Raw genomic sequence first — 26,632 nt, forward strand, 5'->3', positions numbered from 1 at the left:
GGCGTCACGGAGCGTGACTGATCGACATGCGGGGCCCCGGGCCGCGTGTCAGTCTGATCGAGGCCCGAACACCCGCTCCCCACAACGGGATCGGGCCGATCCCCCCTCACCCACTACGGGAGTGAATCTCATGGGCATGCAGGACCAGTTCAAGGACAAGGCCGAGCGTCTTCAGCAGAAGGCCAAGGGCCGGGCGGGCGACACGCGCGACGAGGCGGGCGAGCGTTCCCGCCAGGAGCGGGACCACGCGATGCCGGCCACGGACCGTGCCCGGCAGGAGGCGCAGGACCGCTTCGACCAGGACTACGACGCCTGACGGCCCGCGTCCTGCACGCGTCGGGGTGCCCCTGTTCCGGGGGCACCCCGATGCGGCTGTCCGGGCCGGGCCCGACGGCCCGTCGGGCCCGGACGGCCGGCGGGCCCGGCCCGGGTCACTCCGGGCGCGGCGGCAGTTTCGGGCGGGTCCGGTCCGGCACGCGGGAGTAGTCCGGCGGGGACGCGGCGGGGTGGGTGCGCAGCAGGTCGAGCGCGAGCTGGACGGCGTCGTCGAGCTGGGCGTGCCGGCCCTCCGCCCAGTCCAGCGGGGTGCGCAGGATCTCCAGGTCGGGCGCCACCCCGTGGTTCTCGACCGACCAGCCGTAGGCGTCGAACCAGGCCGCGTTCATCGGCACGGTGATGACCGAACCGTCGCCGAGCCGGTGCCGCCCGGTCATGCCGACGACTCCGCCCCAGGTGCGCTGCCCCACGACGGGCCCGAGGTCGAGCAGCTTGAACGCGGCGGTGATCATGTCGCCGTCGGAGGAGGTCGCCTCGTCGGCGAGGGCCACGATCGGGCCGCGGGGGGCGTTGGAGGCGTAACTGACGGGCTGGGCGCCGCGGGTCAGGTCCCAGCCGAGGATGGTGCGGGTCAGCGTCTCGACGACCAACTCGCTGATGTGGCCCCCGGCGTTGCCCCGGACGTCGATGATGAGGGCCGGGCGGGACACCTCCATCCGCAGGTCGCGGTTGAACTGGGCCCAGCCCGAGCCGCCGAGGTCCGGGATGTGCAGATAGCCGCAGTGGCCGCCGCTCAGCTCCCGGACCACCTGGCGGCGCTTGGCCACCCAGTCCTGGTAGCGCAGGGTGCGTTCGTCGGTCAGCGGGACCACGGCGACCCGGCGGGAGCGGCCCTCGCCCTCGGCCGGGCGGAAGGTGAGCTCGACCGTGGTGCCGCCGGCGCCCGCCAGCAGCGGGTAGGGCCCGGTGACCGGGTCCACCGGGCGCCCGTCCACGTGGGTCAGGACCGCGCCCTCGCGGATGCCGGTGCCCGCCAGCGGGGAGCGGGCCTTGGAGTCGGAGGAGTCGCCGGGCAGGATCCGCTTGAGCATCCAGTCGCCGTCGCGGCGGACGAGGTTGGCGCCCAGCAGGCCCTGCGGCCGCTGGTAGTGGGCGGGTCCCTCGTTGCGCCGGGCGGCGCTCACGTACGCGTGCGAGGTGCCCAGTTCGCCGAGGACCTCGCGCAGCAGATCCGCGAACTCGTCGGGAGAGGCGACCCGTTCGACCAGCGGACGGTACTGGGCCAGCACGGCAGGCCAGTCGATGCCGCACATGTCCGGGTCCCAGAAGTAGGCGCGGATGATCCGGCCGGCCTCGTCGTAGGCCTGGCGCCACTCGGCGGGCGGGTCGACCTCGTGCAGGACGCGGCGCAGGTCGATCCAGACGGTGGAGTCGCCGTCGCCGGACTCGGTGGAGGGGACGGCGCGCAGGTCGCCCTCGTCCACGACGACCAGCCGCGATCCGTCGCCGCTGACCGCGAACCAGTCGAGGTGGTCGACGAGTTCGGACTTCTTCGCCTTGGTGATGTTGAAGAACTCCAGGGTGGGACGGCCGGTGGTGTCGTCCGGGTTGGCGAAGGTCTCTCCCAGCGCCCCGGAGATCGGCCAGCGCAGCCAGACCAGGCCGCCGCCCGCGACCGGGTGCAGCGCCGAGTACTTGGAGGCGGTGACCGGGAAGGGCGTCACGCGGCTCTCCAGGCCCTCGAGTTCGACCGTCGCCGCGCCGTCCTCCGTGCCCTCCTCGACCGGGTCCAGACCGCCGGCGACGGGCCGGCCGTCCGGGTTGAGGGCGAAGGGGGAGGGGGTGGCGGAGGACAGCGGGACGAGGTAGGGCCGGCAGCCGAGCGGGAAGGACAGGTCCCCGGTGTGCACGTCGTAGACGGGGTCGAAGCCGCGCCAGGACAGGAAGGCGAGGTAGCGGCCGTCCCGGGTGAACACCGGGTTCTCGTCCTCGAAGCGGCCGTTGGTGACGTCGACGACCAGCCGGTCCTTGATGCGCGCCATCTTGATCTGCCGCAGGGAGCGGCCGATGCCGGGGTGCGACCAGGTCAGCCAGGCGCCGTCCGGGGAGAACGCGAGGTCGGCGACGGGTCCGTTGATGGACCGGATGAGTTCGGTGGCCTCGCCGGTGGACTCCTCCGTCGCGTCGAGCAGCAGCAGCCGCCCGTCGTTCGAGGCGATGGCGAGGCGTTCGCCCTGCGGGTCGGCGACCAGTTCCAGGACGCGCCCGAGGGCGCCGGAGGCCAGGCGGCGCGGCGGGCGGTCGCCGGTCGCGCGGGGCAGGTAGGCGATCTCGACGGCGTCCTCCCCCTCGGCGTCGGTGACGTAGGCGACCTGTCCGCCGGAGCCGAGCATCTCCGGGAGCCTGACCCGGACGCCGGGGGTGTCGGCGATGGTGCGGGCGGGGCCGTCGCGGTGGGTGAGCCAGTACAGGCTGCCGCGCACGACGACGGCACTCGCCCGGCCCGTCTCGTCGACGGAGAGGCCGTCCACGTGCTGGGCGGCCGGCACCTGGTAGGGCCGCCGGCCGGCCCGCGGACCGCCGAGCCGGACGTCCAGGCGGCGCGGGAGGGAGGTGGCGGAGAGGTCGTCGACCATCCACAGGTCGCCCGCGCACTGGTAGACCACCCGGGTGCCGTCGGAGGCGGCGTGCCGGGCGTAGAAGGCGTCGTGGTCGGTGTGCCGGCGCAGGTCGGAGCCGTCGTGGGCGCAGGAGTAGAGGTTGCCGACGCCCTCGTGGTCGGAGAGGAAGGCGATCCGTCCGCCGACGAACATCGGGCAGGCCAGGTGGCCGTCGATGTCGGCGAGCAGGTGCCGGCCGTGCAACCAGATGCGGCCGGTGGCGCCGCCCCGGTAGCGCTTCCAGGCGGCGGGCTCGTGCGGCGGCGTGCCGGTCAGCAGCAGGGTCCTGCGCTCGCCGTCGACGTCGGCGACGGCGATGTCCGTGACGGGCCCCCAGGGCAGCCGTCCGCCGGGGTCGCCGTCGGTGGGCACGCTGTGCGCCCAGGTGAAGTGGGAGAAGGGCTGTCCGTGCGAGGCGACCGCGAGGATGTCGCCGTCCGGCGACCATCCGCACACCTGGGTGTCGGCCCTGCCCCAGTAGGTGAGCCGTCTGCCGGGGCCGCCGTCCACCGGGGCCAGGTGGATCTCGGGGACGAGGCTGCGCCAGCTCGTGTAGGCGATGGTCCGGCCGTCCGGGGAGAAGCGCGGGTGGCCGGCCTTGGTGCGGTCCACGGTGATCCGCCGGGCGCGCCCGGACCCGTCGACCGGGGCGACCCAGAGGTCGTCCTCGGTGACGAAGCACAGCCGGTCCCCGCTGATGTGCGGGAAGCGGAGATAGCCGGGGGAGTGCTCGTCGCGGGGCGGGGTGTCGTCGGCGTCGCTCACCTCCCCATGCTTTTCCGCCGCCGGGGCCCCGGCAACTCGTGGACCAGGCCGGTCGGCGGCGGCCCCGCGCGGCGCCGCGTCCCGCCGCCGGTCCCGTACGCCCGGGCGCCCCCGCCGGTTCCCGCCGGAGGCGTGACCGAGCCCACGTACGAAACGGTTTCGTTTCGTTGGGGGCGAGGGTATCTTCGAGGGCATACACATCCGTGTCGTACGAAGCAGAGGTGAACGGGATGACCGAGGCCGCGGCGGTGCGTCGCAGTCGGCTCACGCCCGAGCGCGAGGCCGAGCTGTACACGGCCGTGCTCGACCTGCTTCGGGAAGTCGGCTACGACGCCCTGACGATGGACGCCGTCGCCACCCGCACCCGTGCCAGCAAGGCCACCCTCTACCGCCAGTGGGGCGGCAAGGCCGAACTCGTCGTGAAAGCGCTGCGGCACCACAAGCCGCTCAAGTTCTCCGACGTGGACACGGGAACCCTGCGGGGCGACTTCCTCGCCCTGGCCGCCCGGCAGGACGACTGCCGGATGGAACAGGACTCCGCGCTGATGCGGGGCCTGGCCATGGCGGCGCACGGGAACCCGGATCTGCTGAAGGCGTTCCGGGAATGGCTGGTCGAGCCGGAGATGGACGAGCTGCGCCGGGTGCTCCGGCGGGGTGTCGACCGAGGTGAGATCCGTGCGGACAACCCCGCGATGCCGTTCGTGATGCACATGCTGATCGGCGCGTTCGCGGCCCGCACCATGATCGACGAACTCCCGCCGACCCAGGCGTTCCTGCACGCCTACATCGACGCCGTGGTCCTCCCCGCTCTCGGCGCCTGATCCTCCGGCCCTCCATCCGTCGTCACCCTCTCACCCCCCTCTTCCCCTTCCCTCTCCCCATGCCCGCGTCCGCGCGGGCGCACCTGACGCGCCGCTCACGTCGTCGGGCTGACCACCCCTGCCCCCACTCGGGTGGTCGCACCAGCCCCTGCCATCCCACGACCTGACCGGGAGTTCGCCCTCGTGGCCACGTTCCTCTACACCATCGGCCGACTCGCCTTCCGGCGACGGCACGTCGTCGCCCTGATATGGGTGGCGCTGCTGACCCTCGCCGGTGTCGGCGCCGCCTCCGCGCCCGTCGCCGGGGCATCCTCCTTCTCGATCCCCGGCACGGAGGCGCAGAAGGCCTTCGACCTGCTGGAGAACCGCTTCCCCGGAATGAGCGCCGACGGGGCGACCGCGCGGGTCGTCTTCCAGGCACCCGACGGCGAGAAGATGGCGGACGCCGCCAACAAGGCGACCGTCGAGAAGACCGTCAAGGTGCTCGGCACCGGATCCGAGGTCTCCTCCGTCGACGACCCGTTCGCGGCGCACACCGTCAGCAAGGACGGGACCGTCGCCTACGCCTCGGTGAAGTACAAGGTGTCCGGGATGGAGTTGGAGGACTCCTCGAAGGACGCCCTGAAGGCCGCCGCGCAGGACGCGCGGGACGCCGGACTGACCGTGGAGGTCGGCGGTGACGCGCTCCAGGCGACCCCGGAGACGGGGTCCACCGAGGTCATCGGCATCGCGATCGCCGCGGTGGTCCTCGTCGTCACCTTCGGATCGCTGATCGCGGCCGGACTGCCCCTGCTCACCGCCCTGATCGGCGTCGGGATCGGCGTCTCGACGATCACCGCGCTCGCCGCCGCCCTCGACCTCGGGTCCACCACCTCCACCCTCGCCATGATGATCGGCCTCGCGGTCGGCATCGACTACGCCCTCTTCATCGTCTCCCGCTACCGGGCGGAACTGGCCGAGGGCCGGGAGCGGGAGGAGGCGGCGGGCCGCGCCGTCGGCACCGCCGGCTCCGCCGTGGTCTTCGCGGGCCTCACCGTCGTCATCGCCCTGGTCGGACTGTCGGTCGTCAACATCCCGATGCTGACGAAGATGGGCGTCGCCGCCGCCGGCACCGTCGCCATCGCCGTCCTCATCGCGCTGACGATGATCCCCGCCCTGCTCGGCTACGCGGGCCGCCGGGTCCAGCCGGCCGGGAAGAAGAGCCGGCTCCTCGGCGGAGGTCGCGCCGCGAAGAAGGCGGGCAGGCCCAACATGGGCACCCGCTGGGCCAGCTTCGTCGTCCGCCGCCCGCTCGCCGTGCTGCTGCTCGGTGTGATCGGCCTCGGCGCGGCGGCCCTGCCGGCGGCCTCCCTCGAACTCGGCCTGCCCGACGACGGCTCGCAGCCGACGTCCACCACCCAGCGCCGCGCCTACGACCTGCTGTCCGAGGGGTTCGGCCCCGGCTTCAACGGACCGCTGATGGTCGTGGTCGACGCCAAGGCCGGCGACGACCCCAAGGCCGCCTTCCGCTCGGTGACCGACGAGGTCAAGGGGCTGAAGGGCGTCGTCAGCGTCTCCCCGGCCGTCCCCAACAAGTCCGGCGACACCGCGATGATCACGGTGGTGCCCGACTCGAAGCCCTCGTCCGTCAAGACCGAGGACCTGGTGCACGCCATCCGCGACGCCGGCGGCGAGATCAGGGCCGACACCGGCGCCACCGTGCTCGTCACCGGCTCCACGGCCATGAACATCGACTTCTCGCAGAAGCTCAACGACGCGCTGATCCCGTATCTCGCGCTCGTGGTCGGTCTCGCGTTCCTGCTGCTGATCGTCGTGTTCCGGTCGATCCTGGTCCCGCTGAAGGCGGCGCTGGGCTTCCTGCTCAGCGTGATGGCCGCCCTCGGCGCGGTCGTCGCGGTCTTCCAGTGGGGCTGGCTGTCGGGCCTGATGGGCGTGGAGGAGACCGGCCCGATCATGTCGATGATGCCGATCTTCATGGTGGGTGTCGTCTTCGGCCTGGCCATGGACTACGAGGTGTTCCTCGTGACCCGGATGCGTGAGGCCCACGTCCACGGGGAGACGCCGGGTCAGGCGATCGTGACCGGGTTCAAGCACGGCGCGCGGGTCGTCACCGCCGCCGCGGTCATCATGATCGCCGTCTTCTCCGGATTCATCGGCTCCAGCGAGTCGATGATCAAGATGATCGGCTTCGGCCTCGCGATCGCCGTCTTCTTCGACGCCTTCGTCGTCCGCATGGCCATCGTGCCGGCGGTGCTCGCGCTGCTCGGCAAGCGGGCCTGGTGGCTGCCGGGGTGGCTGGACCGCGCGCTGCCCAACGTCGACGTCGAGGGCGAGGGCCTGCGCGCGCGGGAGGAGGGCCGGCGCGACGACGCGGACCGGGAACCGGTCCGCGTCTGACCGCTCAGCGCGCCACCGGGGCGGCGGCCGTGTAGGTGCGGCGGAGGAAACGGATCAGCACCTTCGTGTCCATCTGCACGACCGCCACCCCCTTCGGCGAGTGGAACTCCAGCACGGCCTGGACGCGCCCGCACGGCCACACGCGGACGTCGCCGCTGCCGGACGGCACGCGCAGGCCCTGCTCCAGGAGCTCCCGGGAGAACACCCACTCCTTGGGGCCCGGCAGGGTGATCCGCACCTGCGGCGGGTCGCTCTCCGGGTCGTACCGCAGGGCGACCGGGACGGCCCGGCGCTCGTCGTCCAGGGAGTCGGCGGTGTCAGTGACGATGTGGGCACGGGCGTACTGTTCGACGGCGTACATGAACCGACTCCTCACGCTGCGTCACCTGTGCGGAACCTGTGATTCCGTCACACGTTCCAATGTCGCACATCTCACGGAAACCGCTCTCCGGCCGCCCGCGACCACCCCTTCATGTGCGTGGTCTTCCTGTCCCCTTCTTCTTCCCGTCGGCCGCGGGCGCATGTCCCAGGCGCCGTGAGGCGCCTGTCACGCCGGTCGCGCACGGAGGCCTTCGCGCCGGTCGCGCGGAGGGGAGTGCGCCCGGAGCGCAATTTCAGCGGGCTCCTCGCTCTTGCAACCTCTTCGCAAGAAGGGATTATGATCGAGCGGTGCATGTGCCAGATGGATTCATCGATGCCCCCGTCTCCGCCGTCGCCGGAGTCGTCGCCGCGGGCGCCGTCGCCGTGAGCCTGCGCGGCGCCCGCCGCGAACTCGACGAGCGGACCGCCCCCCTCGCCGGCCTGGTCGCCGCCTTCATCTTCGCCGTGCAGATGCTGAACTTCCCGGTGGCCGCCGGGACCAGCGGACATCTGCTGGGCGGCGCCCTCGCCGCGATCCTGGTCGGCCCCTACACCGGGGTCCTCTGCGTCTCCGTCGTCCTGCTCATGCAGGGCATCCTCTTCGCCGACGGCGGACTCACCGCGCTCGGCGTGAACATCACCGACATGGCCATCGTCACCACGGTCGTCGCCTACGCCGTCTTCCGCGTCCTGGTGAAGGTGCTGCCCCGCACCCGCCGCTCGGTCACCGTCGCCTCGTTCGCCGCCGCGCTCGTCTCCGTGCCCGCCGCCGCCGTCGCCTTCACGCTCATCTACGCGGTCGGGGGCACCACCGACGTCGCGATCTCCAAGGTCGCCACCGCCATGGTCGGCGTCCACGTGCTCATCGGCATCGGCGAGGCCGTCATCACCGCGCTGACCGTCGGCGCCGTCATCGCCGTACGCCCCGACCTCGTGTACGGCGCCCGCGGCCTCGGGCAGCCGCTCAAGCTGCGCGTCGGCGGCGAACTCGTCGACACCCCGGCCGCCCCCGCGGCCGCCCCGGCGGCGGCCCGCTCCTCGCACCGCACGGTCTGGATCACCGGCCTGGTCACCTCCCTCGTCCTCGCCGGGTTCGTCAGCTTCTACGCCTCCGCCAGCCCCGACGGCCTGGAGAAGGTCGCCCAGGACAAGGGCATCGACGCCAAGACCGAGAAGCACGCCACCGAGGACTCCTCGCCGCTCGCCGGATACGGCGTCAAGGACGTCGCCGACGCGCGCGTCTCCGGCGGCCTGGCCGGCGTGATCGGCGTCGGCGTCACGATCGTCGCGGGCACCGGGGTCTTCTGGGCGGTCCGCAGGCGCCGCTCCGCCGACACCTCCCCCACCTCGCTGCCCGAAGGGGTCTGAGGGATGGGGGCGGGTCACACGCACAAGCTCTACCGGCACGGGAACTCGCCCGTGCACGGCCTGCCGCCGCACACCAAGCTCGCCGCCACCCTCGCCTTCGTGATCGTGGTCGTCTCCACGCCCCGCGAGGCCATGTGGGCGTTCGCGCTGTACGCGGCGCTGCTCGCCGTCGTCGCCGGACGCGCCGGCGTCCCGGCGGGCCTCCTGCTGAAACGGCTGCTGATCGAGATCCCGTTCGTGGCCTTCGCCGTGCTCATGCCCTTCGTCGCCGAGGGCGAGCGCGTCGACGTCCTCGGCCTGTCCCTCAGCGTCAACGGGCTCTGGGGCGCCTGGAACGTCCTCGCCAAGGGCACCCTCGGCGTCGCCGCCTCCGTCCTCCTCGCCTCCACCACCGAACTGCGCGAACTGCTCCTCGGCCTGCAACGGCTGAAGCTCCCGCCGCTCCTCGTCCAGATCGCCTCCTTCATGATCCGCTACGGCGACGTCATCACCGACGAGATGCGCCGCATGCGCATCGCCCGCGAGTCCCGCGGCTTCGAGGCGAGCGGGGTGCGCCACTGGGGCGTGCTCGCGAAGTCGGCGGGCGCCCTCTTCATCCGCTCCTACGAACGCGGGGAGCGCGTGCACCTGGCCATGGTCAGCCGCGGCTACGCCGGCTCCATGCCGGTCATCGACGAGGTGACCGCGTCCCGGGCGCAGTGGTCGTACGCCCTCGCCCTCCCGTTCGCCGCCCTGGTCGTCTGTGTGCTGGGATGGACGCTGTGACAGCTGCCGAACCCCCCGCGACACCCGCCGACGGCGCCGCCGCGCCCGCCTCCCTGGAGGTGTCCGGCCTCGCCTTCGCCTACCCCGACGGCCACCAGGCGCTGTTCGGCGTCGACTTCACCGTCCGGCGCGGGGAGCGGGTCGCGCTCCTCGGCCCCAACGGCGCCGGCAAGACCACCCTCGTCCTGCACCTCAACGGCATCCTGACCGGCGGCGCGGGAACGGTCACCGTCGCCGGACTCCCCGTCGGCGCACGGCACATGGCCGAGATCCGCCGGCGGGTCGGCATCGTCTTCCAGGACCCGGACGACCAGCTGTTCATGCCGACCGTGCGGGAGGACGTCGCCTTCGGTCCGGCCGCCGCCGGGGTGAAGGGCGCCGAGCTGGAGGCGCGCGTGCGCACCGCGCTGGAGCGCGTGGGCATGGAGTCCTTCGCGGACCGCCCGCCGCACCACCTGTCCTTCGGGCAGCGCCGCCGGGTCGCCGTCGCGACGGTCCTCGCGATGGAACCGGAGATCCTCGTCCTGGACGAGCCCTCCTCCAACCTCGACCCCGCCTCGCGGCGCGAACTCGCCGACATCCTGCGCTCGCTGGACGTCACCGTCCTCATGGTCACCCACGACCTGCCGTACGCCCTCGAACTGTGCCCCCGCGCCCTCGTGCTCAGCGACGGAGTGATCGCCGCCGACGGGCGGACCGGAGACCTCCTCTCCGACGACGAACTGATGCGCACCCACCGCCTGGAGCTGCCGTTCGGCTTCGATCCGCGGTCCGTGACAATGGGGGCGTGACGAGACGACAGGACGCCGCAGCGCCCGCCGGGCCGCACACCGCCGACCCCGCCGCGGCCGGGTCGCCGGGCCAGGCCGTGGAGGTCCACGGCACCGTGGCCGAGGGCTTCGAGCCGGTCCGGGAGGCGTTCGCCCGCAACTTCACCGCGCGCGGCGAGCGGGGCGCCGCGGTGGCCGTGTACCGCGACGGGCGCAAGGTCGTCGACCTGTGGGGCGGCACCCGCGACGTCGACGGCACCGAGCCCTGGCGGCACGACACCGCGCAGATCGTGCGCTCCGCCACGAAGGGCGTCGCCGCCGCCGTGATCCTGCTGCTCGCCCAGCGCGGCCTGCTCGACCTCGACGCGCCCGTCGCCGCCCACTGGCCCGCCTACAAGGCGCGCGGCAAGGAGCACACCCGGGTGCGGCACGTGCTCGCGCACCGGGCGGGCGTGCCGGCCCTGGACCGCCCGCTCACCCCCGCCGAGGCCGCCGACCCCGACATCGCCGCGGCGGCCGTCGCGGCGCAGACACCGGCCTGGCAGCCGGGGACCGACCACGGCTACCACGCCCACACGTACGGCTGGCTGACCGGCGAGCTGGTCCGGCGGGTCACCGGGCGCACCATCGGCGCGTGGACGGCCGAGGAGATCGCCCGGCCGCTGGACCTCGACCTGTGGATCGGGCTGCCGCCGGAGCGGGCCGACCGGGTGGGCCGGGTCGCGCAGATCGAGGCGCTGCCCGCACCCGGCGGCCTGCACACCCGCCCCAAGCGGGCCGTGGTGGAGGCGTACGCCGACCCGCGGAGCCTGACCCGCCGGGCCTTCGCCGCGATCACCCCGACGCCGGACGAGAACGACCCCGCCCACCGGGCCGCCGTCCTGCCCGCCTCGAACGGCATCGCCACCGCCGACGGCCTCGCCCGCTTCTACGCCGGGCTCGTCGCAGAGGTGGACGGCGTCCGCCTCTTCTCCCCGGACACCGTGGCCGCGGCGCGCGCGGAACACTCCGCCGGCCCGGACCGCGTCCTGGTGGTCGGCACCCGCTTCGGCCTCGGCTACATGCTGCACGGCCCGGCCTCGCCGCTGCTCTCCCCGGAATCCTTCGGCCACCCCGGACGCGGCGGAGCCCTCGGCTTCGCCGACCCCGGATCGGGCATCGGCTTCGGCTACGTCACCAACGGCTTCCGCACCAGCGTGACGGCGGACGCGCGAGCCCAGGCGCTGGTGCGGGCGGTGGCGGCGGTGGTCGGCCGGTAGGCCGGGTCCGCCGCCGACCCGCGCCGTGCCGGCGGATGTCCGGCGTGCAGCATCAGCCCGATGCCCGCGACGATCGAGGACGGTGACGATCAGCGGCGCGACGCCGCGGCCGCTGCGGGCGGCACGCGCGGCACGCGAGCGGGTACCGGCGCCGGTGCAGCGCACCGGCGCCCGGCCTGCCCGTCGCGGCGCGGTCCGGCCGGTGCCACCGGGGAGCGGAGGGCGAGCGCGGCACGCCGGTTCACCCCAAGGGCTGTCCCGTCCTCCCCGGCGGGCGCACGGCGACGGCCACGGCACCTCGCCGCGTTGTCGGACCGCCCGAGTGCACCCGGTGGGAGGACGGCTCTGCGCCGTGCGATGCACCGCATCCGGCGCCGCGCGCCGATCCACCGGGGATGACGGGACAGCCCTCAGCCGCCCGCCTTCAGCAGCGCCGCCACGATCGGGCCCGCCGTGTCGCCGCCGTGGCCGCCCTGCTGGACGACGCCCGCGCCGGCGAGGTCGCCCTTCCAGGCGGTGAACCAGCCGTTCGGTTCCTTCTGGTGGTCGACCTCCGCGGAGCCGGTCTTCGCGCCGTAGTCGGGGCCGAGGCCGGACATGGCCTCGGCGGCGGTGCCCGCGGCGGCCGTGTACTGCATGACCTCGCGCAACTGGGCGAGCGTGGACGCGGACAGGGTGCGGGAGGCCGTGGCCAGGGTGCGGTGGTCGACGTCGGGGGAGACCAGGTACGGCTGGTGGAAGCTGCCCGACTTCACCGTGGCGGCGACGGAGGCCATGTTCAGCGGGTTCATGCGGACGCCGCCCTGGCCCATCAGCGACGCGGCCATCGGCGCCGCGCTCTGCACCGGCACCGAGCCGTCGAACGAGGGCACGCCGATCGACCAGTTGTTCCGGCTCAGCCCGAAGACCTGCTGGGCCTGCTTGGTCAGGTCGTCGTTCCCGAGCTTCTTCGCCTGGGTGATGAAGGCGGTGTTGCAGGACCGGGCGAAGCTCGCCTTGAAGGTGCCGTTCCTGATCTCGAAGTCGTCGTCGTTGTGGAACTTCCACCCGCCGTACGTGGACGTCTTCGGGCAGGGGTGCGGCTTGTCCGCGGAGGCCAGGTGCTTGTCGAACAGCAGCGAGGCCGTGATCACCTTCATCGTCGAGCCCGGTGCGAGGGAGCCCTGGAAGGCGGTGTTGAAGCCGTGGGAGCTGTTGGCGACCGCGAGGATCTCGCCGGTGGAGGGGCGCAGCAGCACCACCGAGGCCCGGCTCTCGGCGGCGACCAGGCGTTCGGCCTCGGCCTGGAGGGCGGGGCTCAGCGTGGTGGTCACCTTGCCGGCCCTGCCCTCGGTGAGGGTCAGCAGCGTCTTGTCGGGGGTCTTGCGGCCGCCCTTCTTCGCGGCCTTGCGCACCACGCGCAGCTCGATGCCGGCCTTGCCCCCGGCCGTCTTGCCGTACTTCTCGCGCAGCCCGTCCAGGACGGTGCCCAGGGACGGATAGCGGGCGGCGGTCAGCTCCCCGCCGTCCCGGTCGAGAGCGGTGACCGGCGGGGTGCCGGACGCGCCCGTGACGAGCCGGTCGCCGTCCCGGAGGTCCGGGTGGAGCACGGAGGGCTTCCAGCCGACCCGCGCCGCGCCGTCCTCGGGGCGCCGCACGACGGTCAGTTCCGAGGAGTAGGCGAGAGGCTTGGCCGTGCCCCGGTAGGCGACGCTCGCCTTGACGGTGAACGGGACGTCGGCGCCCGACGGCGCGCCGCCGGTCAGTTCGACGCCGGTGATGCGGGCGTCCTCGGCGTAGCCGGTGAGGGCGGTCCTCGCGGCGGTCGCGTCGTCGGTGGCGGCGGCGGCCTTCGCGACGTCGCCCTGCTGCCAGGCGGCGAGGAAGGCGGTGGACGCGGTGCGGATCTCCTTCGCCGTCAGCGGGCCGGTCCTCACCCGGGTGTGCGCGGTCCCGGGGGAGGTGCCGTCCCCGGCCGCGGTGCCCCCGTAGAGGCTGTACGCCCCGAACGCGCCGCCGGCGACGACGACCGCGGCGACCCCGCCGAGCACGGCGGGCCGCCTCGTCCTCCGCCGCTCGGCGACGCGTCTTCTCTTGCCCATGGCTGACCGTCCTCGGCTGTCCCGCGCTGCCCGGTGGCGCCCCCGCGCCTCTCGCTCCTCGACGAGATGCCCCACCCTAGGGTCCCGATCCGGGTGCGGCGGCCTCAGCCACCCGTTCGTAGCACTGCTGCGACGATCGGCCCGGCCGCCTCGCCGCCGTGGCCGCCCTCCTGGGTCATGGCGGCGGCGGCCATGTCGTTGCGGTAGCCGGTGAACCAGCTGTTGGACACGGCCTGCCCGTCGACCTCGGCGGAGCCGGTCTTGGCGCCGACGCTGCCGCCGAGACCGGCCATCACCTGCGACGCGGTCCCGCTGACCGCCGTGCGGTTCATCATGGCGCGCAGCTGGGCGACCGTGCCGCCGGACAGGCCCTGGGCGGTGGCCAGTTCGCGGCCGTCGAGGGAGCGCGCCACGATGACCGGCTGCCGGAAGGCGCCCGTCATGGCGGTCGCGGTCACCGAGGCCATGTCGAGCGGGCTCATCTGCACCTGGCCCTGGCCGATCATGTTGGCCGCCGTGTCGGGGCCGCCGGAGGCGGGAACGGAGCCGTCGAAGGAGTCGATGCCGGTCTTCCAGTTGTTCCTGCCGAGCCCGAAGCGCCGTTGCGCCTCGTTCGTCAGGGAGTCCACCTTGACCTCGTCGGCGTACTTCACGAACGCCGTGTTGCAGGAGCGGGAGAAGCTGTCCGAGAGCGTCGCGTTCGCCTGCGGCTGCATGCCCTTGAGGTTGTGGAAGGTCTGGCTCTGCCAGGTGGCGGTGTTCGGGCAGGGCGCGGGCCCGTTCGAGGTCGTGATGCCGTTGTCGATGAGGGTCGCCGCACTGATGATCTTCATCGTGGAGCCGGGGGCGAGCTTGCCGAGGAAGGCGGCGTTGAAGCCGTCCCGGCGGTGGTTGGCGACGGCCAGCACCTCGCCGGTGCTCGGCTTGACCGCGACGACCGACGACTCCGCGTACCGCTGCACCGCCTTCTCCGCGGCGGCCTGCGCGCTCGCCTGGAGCGTGGTCTTGACCTTGCCGGGGCGCCCTTCGGCGAGCGTCACGAGGGAGGTGTCGGGGGTGTCGGCGTTCCCGTGGTGGACGGCCAGTTCGATGCCGGGGCTGCCGCCGGCCTTGTCGCCGTACTTGTCGCGCAGCGCGTCCAGGATCGGCCCGAGCGAGGGGTAGTCGTCCTTGGTCAGGACAACGTTGTTCCGGTCCACCGCCTCGATCGCCGGGCTCTCCGACTCCCCCGTGACCAGAGTGTCCCCGTCCTTCAGTTGCGGGTGCACCACGGCCGGCTTCCAGTCCACCAGCGCCTTGCCGGTCGTCTCCCCGCGCACCACGGTCAGGGACGAGTCGTACGCGAGCGCCTTGCTCCTGCCCTCGTACGAAACCGTCGCCTTCACCGAGAACGGCACGGTCGCGCCGGTCGCCCTGCCGGGGGTGATGCGCAGGTGGCCGATGTGCGCGGCGTCGCCGTAGCCGGAGAGCAGGCTCTCGGCGGCCGCCTCGTAGTTCGTGTATCCGGCGGCCTTCGCCGCGTCGCCCTTCTCCCAGGCCGCGAAGAACGCGCGGCTGGTCTCCTTGACCTCGGAGCCGCTCGGCGGCCCCGTCCTGACCGGCGCGGGTCCGGCCGTCCCCGACCCGGTGCCCCCGCTGACCGCCGTGACGAAGTTGTACGCGCCGTATCCGGCGCCTCCCAGCATGACGGCGAACGCACTGCCGATCACGGCAGCCTTTGCCCCCTTGCGCATCGCGCGATCCCCTCCCCGTGAACCTCTCCCGAACTTCTGAACGCGTTCAGAAAATCTGGACTCGGGTGCACCCTAAGTGCGTGCGGGGTGCAGGTGACAGGGGTGTCGCCGAATCGTTAGCCCAGACCAGCTGTCAGGAATGTGAACCGGATTCAGGTGGGAGAACATCCCTCGTCGGAGGGCGGTGCGCGGCGGTACGGGGGTGCCCGGTCCGCCCGCCCGGAGCCGTCCTCCTCTCCGGGCGCCGTCAACGGCCGCTGGAATCAGGCCAGTTGATCTCGGCCACCCGTCGAAGACGGCCCTCGTCGCCGACCGGGCCCGGCGACGCCCGGCGGGCGGACGGATGGGAGCGGCCCACCGTGCCGGGGGGAGGCTGCGCGACGGGCGGCGCGAGGAGGGCCGGCGACGACCGCGGGGGCCCGACGGCGACCGCCGGTGGCCGTCGACGGCGCATGGGGCCCGGCGGTGTGCCGGGCCCCATGCGCCGTCGCGTCCCGTCCGTGCGGCTAGACCCAGGTGTCCAGCCACATCCGCGATCTCCACTGGTCGATGGGGATCGCGGTGCCGGTGTACAGGGGCCAGAAGTAGATGAAGTTCCAGGCGATGAGGAGGACCAGGACGCCCGCCGCGGCGGCTCCGACGACGCGGCGGCGTTCCGAGGAGCCCGGCGGGCCGAGGATCGCGCCGATCATCATCGTCACCGCCAGGCACAGGAACGGCACGAAGACGATGGCGTAGAAGAAGAAGATCGTGCGCTGCTGGTACAGGAACCAGGGGAGGTAGCCGGCCGCGATGCCGCAGGCGATCGCGCCCGCGCGCCAGTCGCGGCGGAACGCCCAGCGCCACAGCACGTAGAGCACCGCGAGGCAGGCCGCCCACCACAGCAGGGGCGTGCCGAGGGCCAGGACCTCCCGGGCGCACTTGTCGCCGGCGTCCGCGGGGCAGCCGTCCTTGCCGGGCAGCGGGGACTCGTAGAAGTAGGAGACCGGGCGGCCGAGGACGAGCCAGCTCCACGGGTTGGACTGGTAGGTGTGCGGCGAGGAGAGGCCGACGTGGAACTTGTACACCTCGTGCTCGTAGTGCCACAGGCTGCGCAGCCAGTCGGGGAGGACGGTCCAGTTGCCGCCCCTGCCGTCCGTCGCCGCCCAGTTGCGGAAGTAGCCGCCGCTGCCGTCGGCCGGGGACAGGATCCAGCCGGTCCAGGAGACCAGGTACACCGCCACCGCGACCGGGACCGTCGCGAGGAAGGTGAGGCCGGTGTCGTGCTTGAGCGCCGCGGTCCAGGGGTGCCGGGCGCCGGCCACCCGGCGGGACGCCACGTCCCACAGGACCGCCATCACGCAGAACGCGGCGAGGATGTACAGGCCGTTCCACTTCGTGCCGATGGCCAGGCCCAGCAGGAGCCCGGCCCCCCAGCGCCAGGGCCGCAGGCCCAGGCGGGTGTTCTCGGCGGCGTCCGCGTCGGGGCGGACCGCGCCGTCCTCGTCGACCGGCAGGGCGGCGGCCAGCCGGGCCCGCGCCCGGTCCCGGTCGACGACCAGGCAGCCGAAGGCCGCGAGGACGAAGAACATCAGCACGCCGTCGAGCAGCGAGGTGCGGCTCATCACGAAGTGCAGGCCGTCCACCGCCATGAGCGTGCCCGCGAGGCAGCCGAGGAACGTCGACCGGAACAGCCGCCGCCCGATCCGGCACAGCAGCAGCACCGACAGCGTGCCGAGCACCGCCGTCATGAACCGCCAGCCGAAGGGGTTGAAGCCGAACATCCACTCGCCGAGCCCGATGACGTACTTGCCGACCGGCGGGTGCACGACGTAGGCGGCGTCGCCGGGGATGCGGACGTTGCCGTTCCCCTGGAGGATCAGGTCGTTGGCGTCCTTCGCCCAGTTGACCTCGTATCCGCGGTGGATGAGCGCCCAGGCGTCCTTCGCGTAGTACGTCTCGTCGAATATCACCGCCTTGGGGTTGCCCAGGTTCCAGAACCGCAGCAGCCCGGCGAACAGGGTCACCAGCAGCGGACCGGCCCATCCCGACCAGCGGTGGAAGCGGTCGGCGACCTCCCGGCGCAGTCCGAGGGCCCCCCACATCCGCGACCCCGGCTCGGGGTACGGAGGCACGAGCCGGTCGCGCACATCGCTTCGGGGCGGCGCCGTGTAGCCGAATCGGCGCAGCCGCCGCTGCCACGACGGCCGCTGATCGTCGGCGGCCTGGCCCTGCCGGGTGTCCGTGGAGGACGCGGTACTGGTCACCGCGCCATCGTAGGGAACCCGTCTGTGGGAGTCCCGTGCCCGGGCCCTTCCGGCCGGATGAGCCTGCCCGGCGGCACCCCTGCGAGGATGGGCCCGTGACAGGAATCCTTGTGTTGGCAGGCACCCCCATCGGTGACATCGCGGACGCGCCGCCCCGGCTCGCCGCGGAACTGGCCGGGGCCGACGTCGTCGCCGCCGAGGACACGCGCCGGCTGCGCCGGCTCACCCAGGCGCTCGGCGTCCAGACGACGGGCCGGGTCGTCTCCTACTTCGAGGGCAACGAGGCCGCCCGCACGCCGGAACTCGTCGAGGCGCTCGCCGGCGGGGCCCGGGTGCTGCTGGTGACCGACGCCGGGATGCCGTCGGTGTCGGACCCGGGCTACCGGCTGGTCGCGGCGGCCGTGGAGCAGGACATCAAGGTCACGGCCGTCCCCGGGCCCTCCGCGGTGCTCACCGCGCTCGCCCTGTCGGGGCTGCCCGTCGACCGGTTCTGCTTCGAGGGCTTCCTGCCGAGGAAGGCCGGCGAGCGCCTCTCCCGGCTCCGCGAGGTCGCCGGGGAGCGCCGGACGCTCGTCTACTTCGAGGCGCCGCACCGGCTCGACGACACCCTCGCCGCGATGGCCGAGGTGCTCGGCGCCGAACGCCGGGCCGCCGTCTGCCGCGAACTGACCAAGACGTACGAGGAGGTCAAGCGCGGCCCGCTCGGCGACCTCGCCGTCTGGGCCGCCGAGGGCGTCCGCGGCGAGATCACCGTGGTCGTCGAGGGCGCCCCCGACCAGGGGCCCGAGGAGCTGGACGCCGCCGAGCTGGTGCGCCGGGTGCGGGTGCGCGAGGAGGCGGGGGAACGGCGCAAGGAGGCGATCGCCGCCGTCGCCGCGGAGGCCGGGATTCCCAAACGGGACGTCTTCGATGCCGTCGTCGCGGCAAAGAACGCCGCCCGAACCGCCCCATAGAAGGGCAAAGGGCCGCGGCCAAAGGCAAAGCGCGGGCCGCGTGACGGGACCTCCCGGCAAGGGAAGGACCAAAACGGCTCCAACAGTCGACAGGGCGGATGCGTTCGCGCCGGGAGAGGCGTCCACTGGATGAAGGGACGCACCCGTCCCTCGCCTTCGACGCACCGGCGGACTCCAGGGGGAATCCCGTCGACGGGTGTGCCGGAGGTGCTTGTCCGGCGGACAAGAGGAGCAGTCGGAATGAGTGAGACCACAGCACGGACCGGCGGCGGCGCCGACGGTCGGGTCACCGGACGGACCGAGGATCGCGGTGCGGCGACGGCGGTCGTCCACGAGTCGTACGCCTTCGCCTGCATGCGCTGCGGGCACGGATGGGAGCAGTCCTTCGCGATCGAGCACCACCACGACGCGGACGGCACGGAGTTCGTGACGTACGTGGCGGACGGCCGGGTGGTGCCGTCGCCGCTGAGCAGCCCGAGCTGCCGCAACTGCGACGGTCACCTGGTGCGCATCATGCGCGCCGGCCAGGTGTCCTCCGTCCTCGATTCGCTGCACCCCGTCGCCAAGGCGGCCCCGGTGCCGCGGCAGTCCGGGGAGGGAGCCGAGGGGGCGGCTCCCGACGACTCCGCCGAGACGCCGAAGGAACCGCACCACTGGCACCTGTCGGACCTCCTGCATCCCTTCCAGCACCGCAGGGCGAGCTGACCGGCGCGTCCGGCAGCGGTGACGGCCGCGTCCCGCGGCACCGGCCGGAGCGGGCGGTGAGGTGAGCGACGGCATGCCCCCTTCGTAGGATCGGGGCATGCCTTCCTCCGTCTCCGGCGCCTCCGCCGCCTCCGACAAGAACGCCGCGCCCCCGCTCCCCGAGCCCCTGCGGGTGCCCGTCGCCGACGCGCACACCCATCTCGACATGCAGTCCGGCACGGTCGGGGAGGCGCTCGCCAAGGCCGCGTCGGTCGGTGTCACCACGGTCGTCCAGGTCGGCTGCGACCTGGACGGCTCCCGCTGGGCGGCCGAGACGGCCGCGGCGCACGACGCCGTCCACGCCACCGTGGCCCTGCACCCCAACGAGGCGCCCCGCATCGTGCACGGCGACCCGGCGGACGCCGCCGGGCCCCGGGCCCGGGGCGCCGCCCGGCAGCCCGGCGGCGACGCCGCGCTGGACGAGGCGCTCGCCGAGATCGACCGCCTCGCCGCCCTCCCGCAGGTCAAGGGCGTCGGCGAGACGGGACTCGACTACTTCCGCACCGGCCCGGAGGGCAAGGCGGCCCAGGAGCGCTCCTTCCGCGCCCACATCGAGATCGCCAAGCGGCACGGCAAGGCCCTGGTCATCCACGACCGCGACGCCCACGCCGATGTGCTGCGCGTCCTGAAGGAGGAGGGCGCCCCGGAGCGGACCGTCTTCCACTGCTACTCCGGCGACGCCGCGATGGCCGAGGTGTGCGCCCGCGCCGGCTACTTCATGTCCTTCGCGGGCAACATGACCTTCAAGAACGCCCAGCCGCTGCGCGACGCGCTCGCCGTGGCCCCGCTCGACCTCGTCCTGGTCGAGACCGACGCGCCCTTCCTGACCCCCGCGCCGTACCGCGGACGGCCCAACGCGCCCTATCTCGTTCCGGTCACGGTGCGCGCCATGGCCGCGGTCCGCGGCATCGACGAGGACACCCTCGCGACCTCGCTCTCCGCCAACACCGCGCGCGCATTCGATTACTGAGCGATAACGGTCCCCGGCGTTTTCCCTGGTCGGCGGAGGGGCTCGGCGGGGGGAGTGTCGCGACACAGCGTAGCCGCGTTGCTTGGGAGAGTGGCGGCCGCTCCGCTAGGTTCTGGTCGCCCGATCCGGACCCTGGAGCGTGTCGTCGTGAGCAGCTCGCGCTACGAGCAATACGAGACGTACGGACCGACCGGTGGCGCCGACGCCACGGTCGCCGACGCCGACGGCGCCACCGCCGTGTCCCCGGCCGCGTCCCCCGCGCGGAGCGGCGCCGCCGACGAGGCGTACGGGGCGTACGGGGCGTACGGGGCGTACGAGGGGTACGGGCCGCGCGGGACGCCGCCCGGGGTGCACGCGCCACGCGGAGTGCACGGCGCCCCCGCGGCGCACGCGGCGCGCGGAGACCACCCCGGCTTCGGCGCGGACCCCGCGTGGCCCGCCCCGGACGTCCGCCCCGGAACCGCCGGAGACTTCCGTCCTGGAACCGGGTCCGCCGGAGACTTCCGTCCCGGGTCCGCTGGGGACTTCCGTCCCGTGTCCCCCGCAGACTCCGGGTCCGGGTCCGCCCGAGACGTCCGCTCCGCATCCGCCGGGGGCGTCCGTCCTGGAACCGGGTCCGCCGGGGGCTTCCGTCCCGGGACCGGGGCTGCCGGGGACTTCCGTCCCGGGTCCGCCCGAGACGTCCGCTCCGCATCCGCCGGGAACGTCCGTCCTGGAACCGGGTCCGCCGGGGACTTCCGCTCCGGGTTCGCGGGCCCGGGCGCCGACGGGGACTTCCGTGGCGGGACCGCCGCGGGCTCCGGCCCCGGTCTCGGCGCCGCCTTCGCCCGGGTCCGGGCCCGGAACGCCGGGGCCCCGGACGGCCGGGACCCCTTCGGCCACGGGTACGCCGACACCTACCGCCCCGCCTACGAGGCCCGCACCCCCGGACACCCGGCGCCGGACATCGCGCACGCACCCGGCGGGCCGGCCGCCTTCCCCGGGCCCGGTGCGACCGGCGGGCCGCGCCTGCCGCGCCCGGCCGCCGAGGCACCCGGCCGGACGGGCACCGCGGCCCCCGCGGAGGGCGCGGGGCGCGCGTGGCCGGCCACCGTCGCCGACGGGAGCGCGCCCGCGTGGGCGGACACGGTCGTCCTCGCGGAGGCGATCGCCGGCGCCGAGACCGTGGCCGTCACCCTGCCCGGCCCGGCGGCCGGCCCGCCCGGCGAGGCCGCCCGTCCGGGGGGCGGACGGGCCGACGCCCGCCGCGCGGCCCGCCGCAGACGCGTCACCGACCGGCCCGACGCGCTGCGCCGGCTGCTCCCGCAGGCCCTGGTCGTCGCCTTCCTGGCCGGCGGCACGTCCGCGTTCGTGGCCGACGACAAGGCGATCGAGCTCAGCGTCGACGGACACCCGCGCACGCTGCACACCTTCGCGGACGACGTGACGGAGCTGCTCGACGACCAGGGGGTGGAGGTGGGCCCGCACGACGTGGTCGCCCCCGCGCCCGGCACCCCGCTGGCCGACGGGGACGAGGTGGCGGTGCGCTACGGACGCCCGCTGGGCCTCACCCTCGACGGCACCCGGCGCCAGGTGTGGACGACCGGGGACACCGTCGAGGAGGCGCTCCGGCAGCTCGGGGTGCGCGCCGAGGGCGCCTACCTGTCGGCGTCGCGCTCGCGGACCATCGGGCGAGCGGGGCTGGAGATCGACGTGCGGACCGAACGCACCGTCACGATCATGGCCGACGGCCGGGCCCGGACCATCCGCACCAACGCGGCCAGCGTCGGCGAGGCCGTCGAGGCGGCGGGCGTCACGCTGCACGGGCAGGACACCACGTCCGTCCCGGCCGGGAGCTTCCCGAGGGACGGGCAGACGGTCACCGTCCTGCGCATCACCGGGACCCGGGAGGTCCGCGAGGAGCCGATCCCCTTCGAGGTCCGGCGCCGCGACGACGCCACGCTGTTCCGGGGCACCGAGGTCGTCGAACGCCCCGGCCGCCCCGGCGCCCGGCGCGTGACGTACGCGCTGCGCACGGTCAACGGGGTCCGCGAGAGGCCGCGGCGCATCCGCGCCGAGGTGGTGCGGGAGCCGCAGGACCGGCTGGTCCGCGTCGGGACGAAGCCGCGCCCGGCGTCCGTCGGCGGCGCCGACCACCTGAACTGGGCCGGGCTCGCCGCGTGCGAGTCGGGCGGCCGTCCCGGAGCGGTCGACCCCTCCGGCACCTACGGCGGCCTCTACCAGTTCGACACCCGCACCTGGCAGGCCCTCGGCGGCAGCGGCCGGCCGCAGGACGCGTCCGCCGAGGAGCAGACCCTGCGCGCGAAGAAGCTGTACGTGCGCCGAGGGGCCGGCCCCTGGCCGCACTGCGGAGCCCGCCTGCACGGCTGAGGCCGCCGGCGGGCGGGCGGCGCCGGCCCCCGCCGCCCCGTGCCGCGGGCCCCCGCGCCCGGGCCGGGCGCGCGGCGCGCCCCGCGCCCGCCGAGGGGCGTGATCCCGACGGGCCGGCCGGCACCCGTACCCTTGGGGCGTGACGAGCCCCACCCCCGACGCCCTCCTGGGCCCCGCCGACGTCCGCGATCTCGCGGCGGCGCTCGGCGTACGGCCCACCAAGCAGCGCGGCCAGAACTTTGTGATCGACGCGAACACGGTGCGCCGCATCGTGCGGACCGCGCAGGTGCGGTCCGACGACGTGGTCGTGGAGGTGGGTCCCGGCCTCGGCTCGCTGACCCTCGGCCTGCTGGAGACCGCCGACCGGGTCGTCGCCGTCGAGATCGACGACGTCCTCGCGGGCGCCCTGCCGGCCACCGTGGCGGCCCGGATGCCCGAGCGGGCCGACCGGTTCACGCTGGTGCACTCCGACGCCCTGCACGTCCGGGAGCTGCCGGGCCCGCCCCCGACCGCGCTGGTCGCGAACCTGCCCTACAACGTCGCGGTGCCCGTCCTGCTGCACATGCTCGACACCTTCCCGACCATCGAGCGCACCCTCGTGATGGTCCAGGCGGAGGTCGCCGACCGGCTCGCCGCGGCGCCCGGCTCGAAGGTGTACGGCGTCCCGTCCGTGAAGGCGAACTGGTACGCCGAGGTGAAGCGGGCCGGATCGATCGGGCGGAACGTCTTCTGGCCGGCGCCCAACGTCGACAGCGGACTGGTCTCGCTCACCCGGCGCACCGAGCCGATCTCCACGGCCGCGCCCAAGAACGCCGTGTTCGCGGCCGTGGACGCCGCCTTCGCGCAGCGCCGCAAGACGCTGCGGGCCGCCCTCGCCGGGTGGGCCGGCTCCGCCCCGGCCGCCGAGGCCGCGCTCGTCGCCGCCGGCGTCTCGCCGCAGGCCCGCGGGGAGTCCCTGACGGTCGAGCAGTTCGCCCGGATCGCGGAGAACCGCGGTGACGGCGCCGGCGCGCGGCCCCCGGGCGCCCGCCGGTACGCCGAGGGTCCGGCCGCGGCCGGAGGGGCCGACGACGCCGAGCGGGCCGACCGGTCCGCGCACACCGAGAACGAGGAGTCGGGTCAGCCGTGACGGAGTCGGTGACGGTACGCGTCCCTGCCAAGGTCAACGTCCAGCTCGCGGTCGGCGGCGTCCGCCCCGACGGCTTCCACGACCTCGCTAACGTGTTCCTGGCGGTCGGCCTGTACGACGAGGTCACGGTCACCCCGGCCGACGAGCTGCGCGTCACCTGCGCGGGCCCGGACGCCGGCCAGGTGCCGCTGGACCACACGAACCTCGCGGCCCGCGCCGCCCTCGAACTCGCGCGCCGCCACGGCCTCGATCCCGCCGTCCACCTCCACATCGCCAAGGACATCCCCGTCGCCGGCGGCATGGCCGGCGGCAGCGCGGACGGCGCCGGCGCGCTGCTGGCCTGCGACGCGCTGTGGGGCACCGGCGCCTCGCGCGAGGAACTCCTGGACATCTGCGCCTTGTTGGGCAGCGACGTGCCGTTCAGCCTGGTGGGCGGGGCCGCGCTCGGCACCGGCCGCGGCGAGCGGCTGCGCGTGCTGGAGGTCGGCGGCACCTTCCACTGGGTGTTCGCGATGGCCGAGCGCGGACTGTCGACCCCGGCGGTCTTCCGGGAGTTCGACCGGATGCACGCGGGGACGCCGGTCCCCGCTCCGGCCGCCTCGCAGGACCTGATGGCGGCGCTGGCCGAGGGGGACGCCGGCGCGCTCGCGCGGACGGTCTCCAACGACCTCCAGCCGGCCGCCCTCTCCCTCTTCCCGGCGCTCGCCGACACCCTGGTCGCGGGCCGTTCGGCCGGCGCCCTCGCCGCGCTGGTCTCCGGTTCGGGACCGACCACCGCGTTCCTCGCCGCGGACGCGGTGTCCGCGCGGGCCGTCGCCGAGGCGCTCGACGCGTCCGGCACCTGCCGCCAGGTCCGCGTCACCCGCTCTCCGGCCCCTGGAGCGCACGTCCTGCGCTGACCCGCCGGCGACCGTCCCCGGCCGGCCGCGCGGACCGACCCGCACGCCCCGCGCCCGGCGGGTGCCGGGCGCGCCCGGAGCGGTGCCCCGGTGCCGGCCGGGCGCGGCGCCGGGGGGCCGGGGCACGCGTGGGCGGCGGCGCCCGGCGCGCGGACTACCCTTGAGGGTCGATCGTCCCCCTTGTCAGGAGAGAAATGGCCGTCAACCTGGTCAATGTCGAGTCCGTCAGCAAGGTGTACGGCACCCGTGCACTGCTCGACGGGGTCTCCCTCGGCGTCAGCGAGGGGGACCGCATCGGCGTGGTCGGCCGGAACGGCGACGGCAAGACCACCCTGATCCGCATGCTGGCCAAGCTGGAGGAGCCCGACACCGGGCGCGTCACGCACTCCGGCGGCCTGCACACCGGCGTGCTCACCCAGCACGACTCGCTCGACCCCACGGCCACCGTCCGGCACGAGGTCATCCGCGACATGGCCGACCACGAGTGGGCCGGCAACGCCAAGATCAGGGACGTGCTGACGGGCCTCTTCGGGGGCCTGGACCTGCCGGGCTTCCCGCAGGGTCTCGACACCGTGATCGGCCCCCTCTCCGGCGGTGAGCGGCGCCGCATCGCGCTGGCCAAACTGCTCATCGAGGAGCAGGACCTGATCGTCCTCGACGAGCCGACCAACCACCTGGACGTCGAGGGCATCGCCTGGCTCGCCCGGCACCTGCGCGAGCGCCGCTCCGCCCTCGTCTGCGTGACCCACGACCGCTGGTTCCTCGACCAGGTCTGCACCCGCATGTGGGACGTGCAGAAGGGCGCGGTCTACGAGTACGAGGGCGGCTACTCGGACTACGTGTTCGCCCGCGCCGAGCGCGAGCGGATCGCCGCGACCGAGGAGGTCAAGCGGCAGAACCTGGTCCGCAAGGAACTGGCCTGGCTGCGCCGCGGCGCGCCCGCCCGCACCTCCAAGCCGCGCTTCCGCGTCGAGGCCGCCAACGAACTCATCGCCGACGTGCCGCCGCCGCGCGACAAGAGCGAGCTGATGCGCTTCGCCGGCACCCGGCTGGGCAAGACCGTCTTCGAACTGGATGACGTGACCGTGCAGGCCGGGCCCAAGGTGCTGCTCAAGCACCTGACCTGGCAGCTCGGCCCGGGGGACCGGGTCGGCCTGGTGGGGGTGAACGGCGCCGGCAAGACCTCCCTGCTGCGGGCCCTGGCCGAGGCCGCCCGCAGCGACGGCGAGCGCCAGCCCGCCGCGGGCCGCATCACCACCGGCAAGACGGTCAAGCTCGCCTACCTCTCCCAGGAGGTCGCCGAACTCGATCCCTCCTGGCGGGTCCTCCAGGCCGTCCAGTCGGTCCGCGACCGCGTCGACCTCGGCAAGGGCCGGGAGATGACGGCGGGCCAGCTCTGCGAGACGTTCGGCTTCAACAAGGAGAAGCAGTGGACGCCGGTCGGCGACCTCAGCGGTGGTGAGCGCCGGCGGCTGCAACTGCTGCGCCTGCTGATGGACGAGCCGAACGTGCTGTTCCTCGACGAGCCGACCAACGACCTCGACATCGAGACCCTCACCCAGCTGGAGGACCTCCTCGACGGCTGGCCCGGCTCCATGATCGTGATCTCCCACGACCGCTTCTTCGTCGAGCGCACCACCGACAACGTCTTCGCGCTCCTCGGCGACGGCACGCTGCGCATGCTGCCGCGCGGGATCGACGAGTACCTGGAGCGGCGCAGGAAGATGGAGGAGGTCGCCGCGGCGGCCGTCCTCGCCGCCGCCCCGGCCCCCGCGAAGTCCGCCTCCTCCGCCGACGCCCGGGCCGCGAAGAAGGAGCTCCAGAAGATCGAGCGGCAGCTGGACAAGATCTCCGAGAAGGAGACCGGGCTGCACGCGCAGATCGCGGAGAACGCGACCGACTTCGGGAAGGTCGCCCGACTCGACGGCGAGCTGCGGGAGTTGGCCGGGGAGCGCGAGGAGCTGGAGATGCGCTGGCTGGAACTGGCCGAGGACGCGTGAGCGACGGGGGCGCCCGCCCGGCGTGATCACCGGGCGCGCACGGCCCGCCGGGGCGGCGTGCGCCGG

General features: G+C 74.1%; 19 protein-coding genes. 14 read left to right on the plus strand and 5 right to left on the minus strand.

Going from position 1 to position 26,632, the window contains the following annotated elements; genetic code table 11:
• The first annotated feature begins 130 nt into the window (after nt 1–130).
• Entirely contained in the window at nt 131–316 is a 186-nt protein-coding gene (locus tag ACGFS9_RS03355) for a hypothetical protein (RefSeq protein ID WP_393250283.1), read from the plus strand.
• Nucleotides 317–431: 115 nt separating this feature from the next.
• Here the strand turns inward: ACGFS9_RS03355 and ACGFS9_RS03360 are convergent, their stop codons facing one another.
• Entirely contained in the window at nt 432–3,896 is a 3,465-nt protein-coding gene (locus tag ACGFS9_RS03360; RefSeq protein ID WP_393250285.1) for a S41 family peptidase, read from the minus strand.
• A 35-nt stretch (nt 3,897–3,931) separates the two neighbouring features.
• Between ACGFS9_RS03360 and ACGFS9_RS03365 the strand changes: the two genes are divergently transcribed.
• On the plus strand, nt 3,932–4,522 hold the full coding sequence (locus ACGFS9_RS03365) for a TetR/AcrR family transcriptional regulator (protein ID WP_393250531.1): 591 nt from the start codon (nt 3,932–3,934) through the stop codon (nt 4,520–4,522).
• Nucleotides 4,523–4,705: 183 nt separating this feature from the next.
• Nucleotides 4,706–6,919, plus strand: a complete 2,214-nt coding sequence (locus ACGFS9_RS03370) for an MMPL family transporter (RefSeq protein ID WP_393250287.1) — start codon at nt 4,706–4,708, stop codon at nt 6,917–6,919.
• A gap of 4 nt (nt 6,920–6,923) precedes the next feature.
• Here ACGFS9_RS03370 and ACGFS9_RS03375 read toward each other — a convergent pair whose 3' ends face one another.
• Nucleotides 6,924–7,280: an SsgA family sporulation/cell division regulator gene (locus ACGFS9_RS03375; protein WP_393250289.1), complete on the minus strand. Its 357-nt coding sequence runs from the start codon at nt 7,278–7,280 to the stop codon at nt 6,924–6,926.
• 308 nt (nt 7,281–7,588) lie between these two features.
• Here ACGFS9_RS03375 and ACGFS9_RS03380 point away from each other — a divergent pair, with 308 nt between their 5' ends.
• The 4 genes from ACGFS9_RS03380 (at nt 7,589) to ACGFS9_RS03395 (ending at nt 11,441) form a co-directional block, all read left to right on the plus strand.
• Complete coding sequence (locus tag ACGFS9_RS03380; RefSeq protein WP_393250291.1) at nt 7,589–8,647, plus strand: energy-coupling factor ABC transporter permease; 1,059 nt, start codon at nt 7,589–7,591, stop codon at nt 8,645–8,647.
• Between the two features lie 3 nt (nt 8,648–8,650).
• Nucleotides 8,651–9,412 (plus strand): cobalt ECF transporter T component CbiQ, encoded by a 762-nt coding sequence (gene cbiQ / locus ACGFS9_RS03385; protein WP_393250293.1) that lies wholly within the window; start codon nt 8,651–8,653, stop codon nt 9,410–9,412.
• Nucleotides 9,400–10,203, plus strand: a complete 804-nt coding sequence (locus tag ACGFS9_RS03390; RefSeq protein WP_393250295.1) for an energy-coupling factor ABC transporter ATP-binding protein — start codon at nt 9,400–9,402, stop codon at nt 10,201–10,203. Before cbiQ ends, ACGFS9_RS03390 begins: the two co-directional genes overlap by 13 nt.
• A 77-nt stretch (nt 10,204–10,280) precedes the next feature.
• Nucleotides 10,281–11,441 (plus strand): serine hydrolase domain-containing protein, encoded by a 1,161-nt coding sequence (locus ACGFS9_RS03395; protein ID WP_393250533.1) that lies wholly within the window; start codon nt 10,281–10,283, stop codon nt 11,439–11,441.
• Nucleotides 11,442–11,851: 410 nt separating this feature from the next.
• Here ACGFS9_RS03395 and ACGFS9_RS03400 read toward each other — a convergent pair whose 3' ends face one another.
• The 3 genes from ACGFS9_RS03400 to ACGFS9_RS03410 all read right to left on the minus strand — a co-directional run bounded on the left by ACGFS9_RS03400 (nt 11,852) and on the right by ACGFS9_RS03410 (nt 17,501).
• Nucleotides 11,852–13,522 (minus strand): penicillin-binding transpeptidase domain-containing protein, encoded by a 1,671-nt coding sequence (locus ACGFS9_RS03400; RefSeq protein WP_393250297.1) that lies wholly within the window; start codon nt 13,520–13,522, stop codon nt 11,852–11,854.
• 104 nt (nt 13,523–13,626) lie between these two features.
• A complete protein-coding gene (locus tag ACGFS9_RS03405; protein WP_393250299.1) occupies nt 13,627–15,255 on the minus strand; it encodes a penicillin-binding transpeptidase domain-containing protein in 1,629 nt (542 codons plus the stop codon).
• A 506-nt stretch (nt 15,256–15,761) separates the two neighbouring features.
• Nucleotides 15,762–17,501: a dolichyl-phosphate-mannose--protein mannosyltransferase gene (locus ACGFS9_RS03410; protein WP_393250301.1), complete on the minus strand. Its 1,740-nt coding sequence runs from the start codon at nt 17,499–17,501 to the stop codon at nt 15,762–15,764.
• Between the two features lie 95 nt (nt 17,502–17,596).
• On the opposite strand from ACGFS9_RS03410, the gene rsmI reads away from it, so the two are divergent.
• From rsmI to ACGFS9_RS03445, 7 genes are all read left to right on the plus strand, one after another.
• A complete protein-coding gene (gene rsmI / locus ACGFS9_RS03415; protein WP_393250303.1) occupies nt 17,597–18,454 on the plus strand; it encodes a 16S rRNA (cytidine(1402)-2'-O)-methyltransferase in 858 nt (285 codons plus the stop codon).
• Nucleotides 18,455–18,694: 240 nt separating this feature from the next.
• Complete coding sequence (locus ACGFS9_RS03420; protein WP_393250305.1) at nt 18,695–19,159, plus strand: hypothetical protein; 465 nt, start codon at nt 18,695–18,697, stop codon at nt 19,157–19,159.
• A 97-nt stretch (nt 19,160–19,256) separates the two neighbouring features.
• Complete coding sequence (locus ACGFS9_RS03425) at nt 19,257–20,168, plus strand: TatD family hydrolase (RefSeq protein WP_393250307.1); 912 nt, start codon at nt 19,257–19,259, stop codon at nt 20,166–20,168.
• A 945-nt stretch (nt 20,169–21,113) separates the two neighbouring features.
• Entirely contained in the window at nt 21,114–22,538 is a 1,425-nt protein-coding gene (locus ACGFS9_RS03430) for a ubiquitin-like domain-containing protein (RefSeq protein WP_393250535.1), read from the plus strand.
• Between the two features lie 139 nt (nt 22,539–22,677).
• Nucleotides 22,678–23,667 (plus strand): 16S rRNA (adenine(1518)-N(6)/adenine(1519)-N(6))-dimethyltransferase RsmA, encoded by a 990-nt coding sequence (gene rsmA / locus ACGFS9_RS03435; RefSeq protein ID WP_393250309.1) that lies wholly within the window; start codon nt 22,678–22,680, stop codon nt 23,665–23,667.
• Nucleotides 23,664–24,566 (plus strand): 4-(cytidine 5'-diphospho)-2-C-methyl-D-erythritol kinase, encoded by a 903-nt coding sequence (locus ACGFS9_RS03440; protein WP_393250311.1) that lies wholly within the window; start codon nt 23,664–23,666, stop codon nt 24,564–24,566. Before rsmA ends, ACGFS9_RS03440 begins: the two co-directional genes overlap by 4 nt.
• 194 nt (nt 24,567–24,760) lie before the next feature.
• Nucleotides 24,761–26,566 (plus strand): ABC-F family ATP-binding cassette domain-containing protein, encoded by a 1,806-nt coding sequence (locus ACGFS9_RS03445; protein WP_393250313.1) that lies wholly within the window; start codon nt 24,761–24,763, stop codon nt 26,564–26,566.
• The last annotated feature ends 66 nt before the right edge of the window (nt 26,567–26,632 follow it).

Source organism: Streptomyces sp. NPDC048566, assembly GCF_043199735.1.
Lineage (GTDB): Bacteria > Actinomycetota > Actinomycetes > Streptomycetales > Streptomycetaceae > Streptomyces.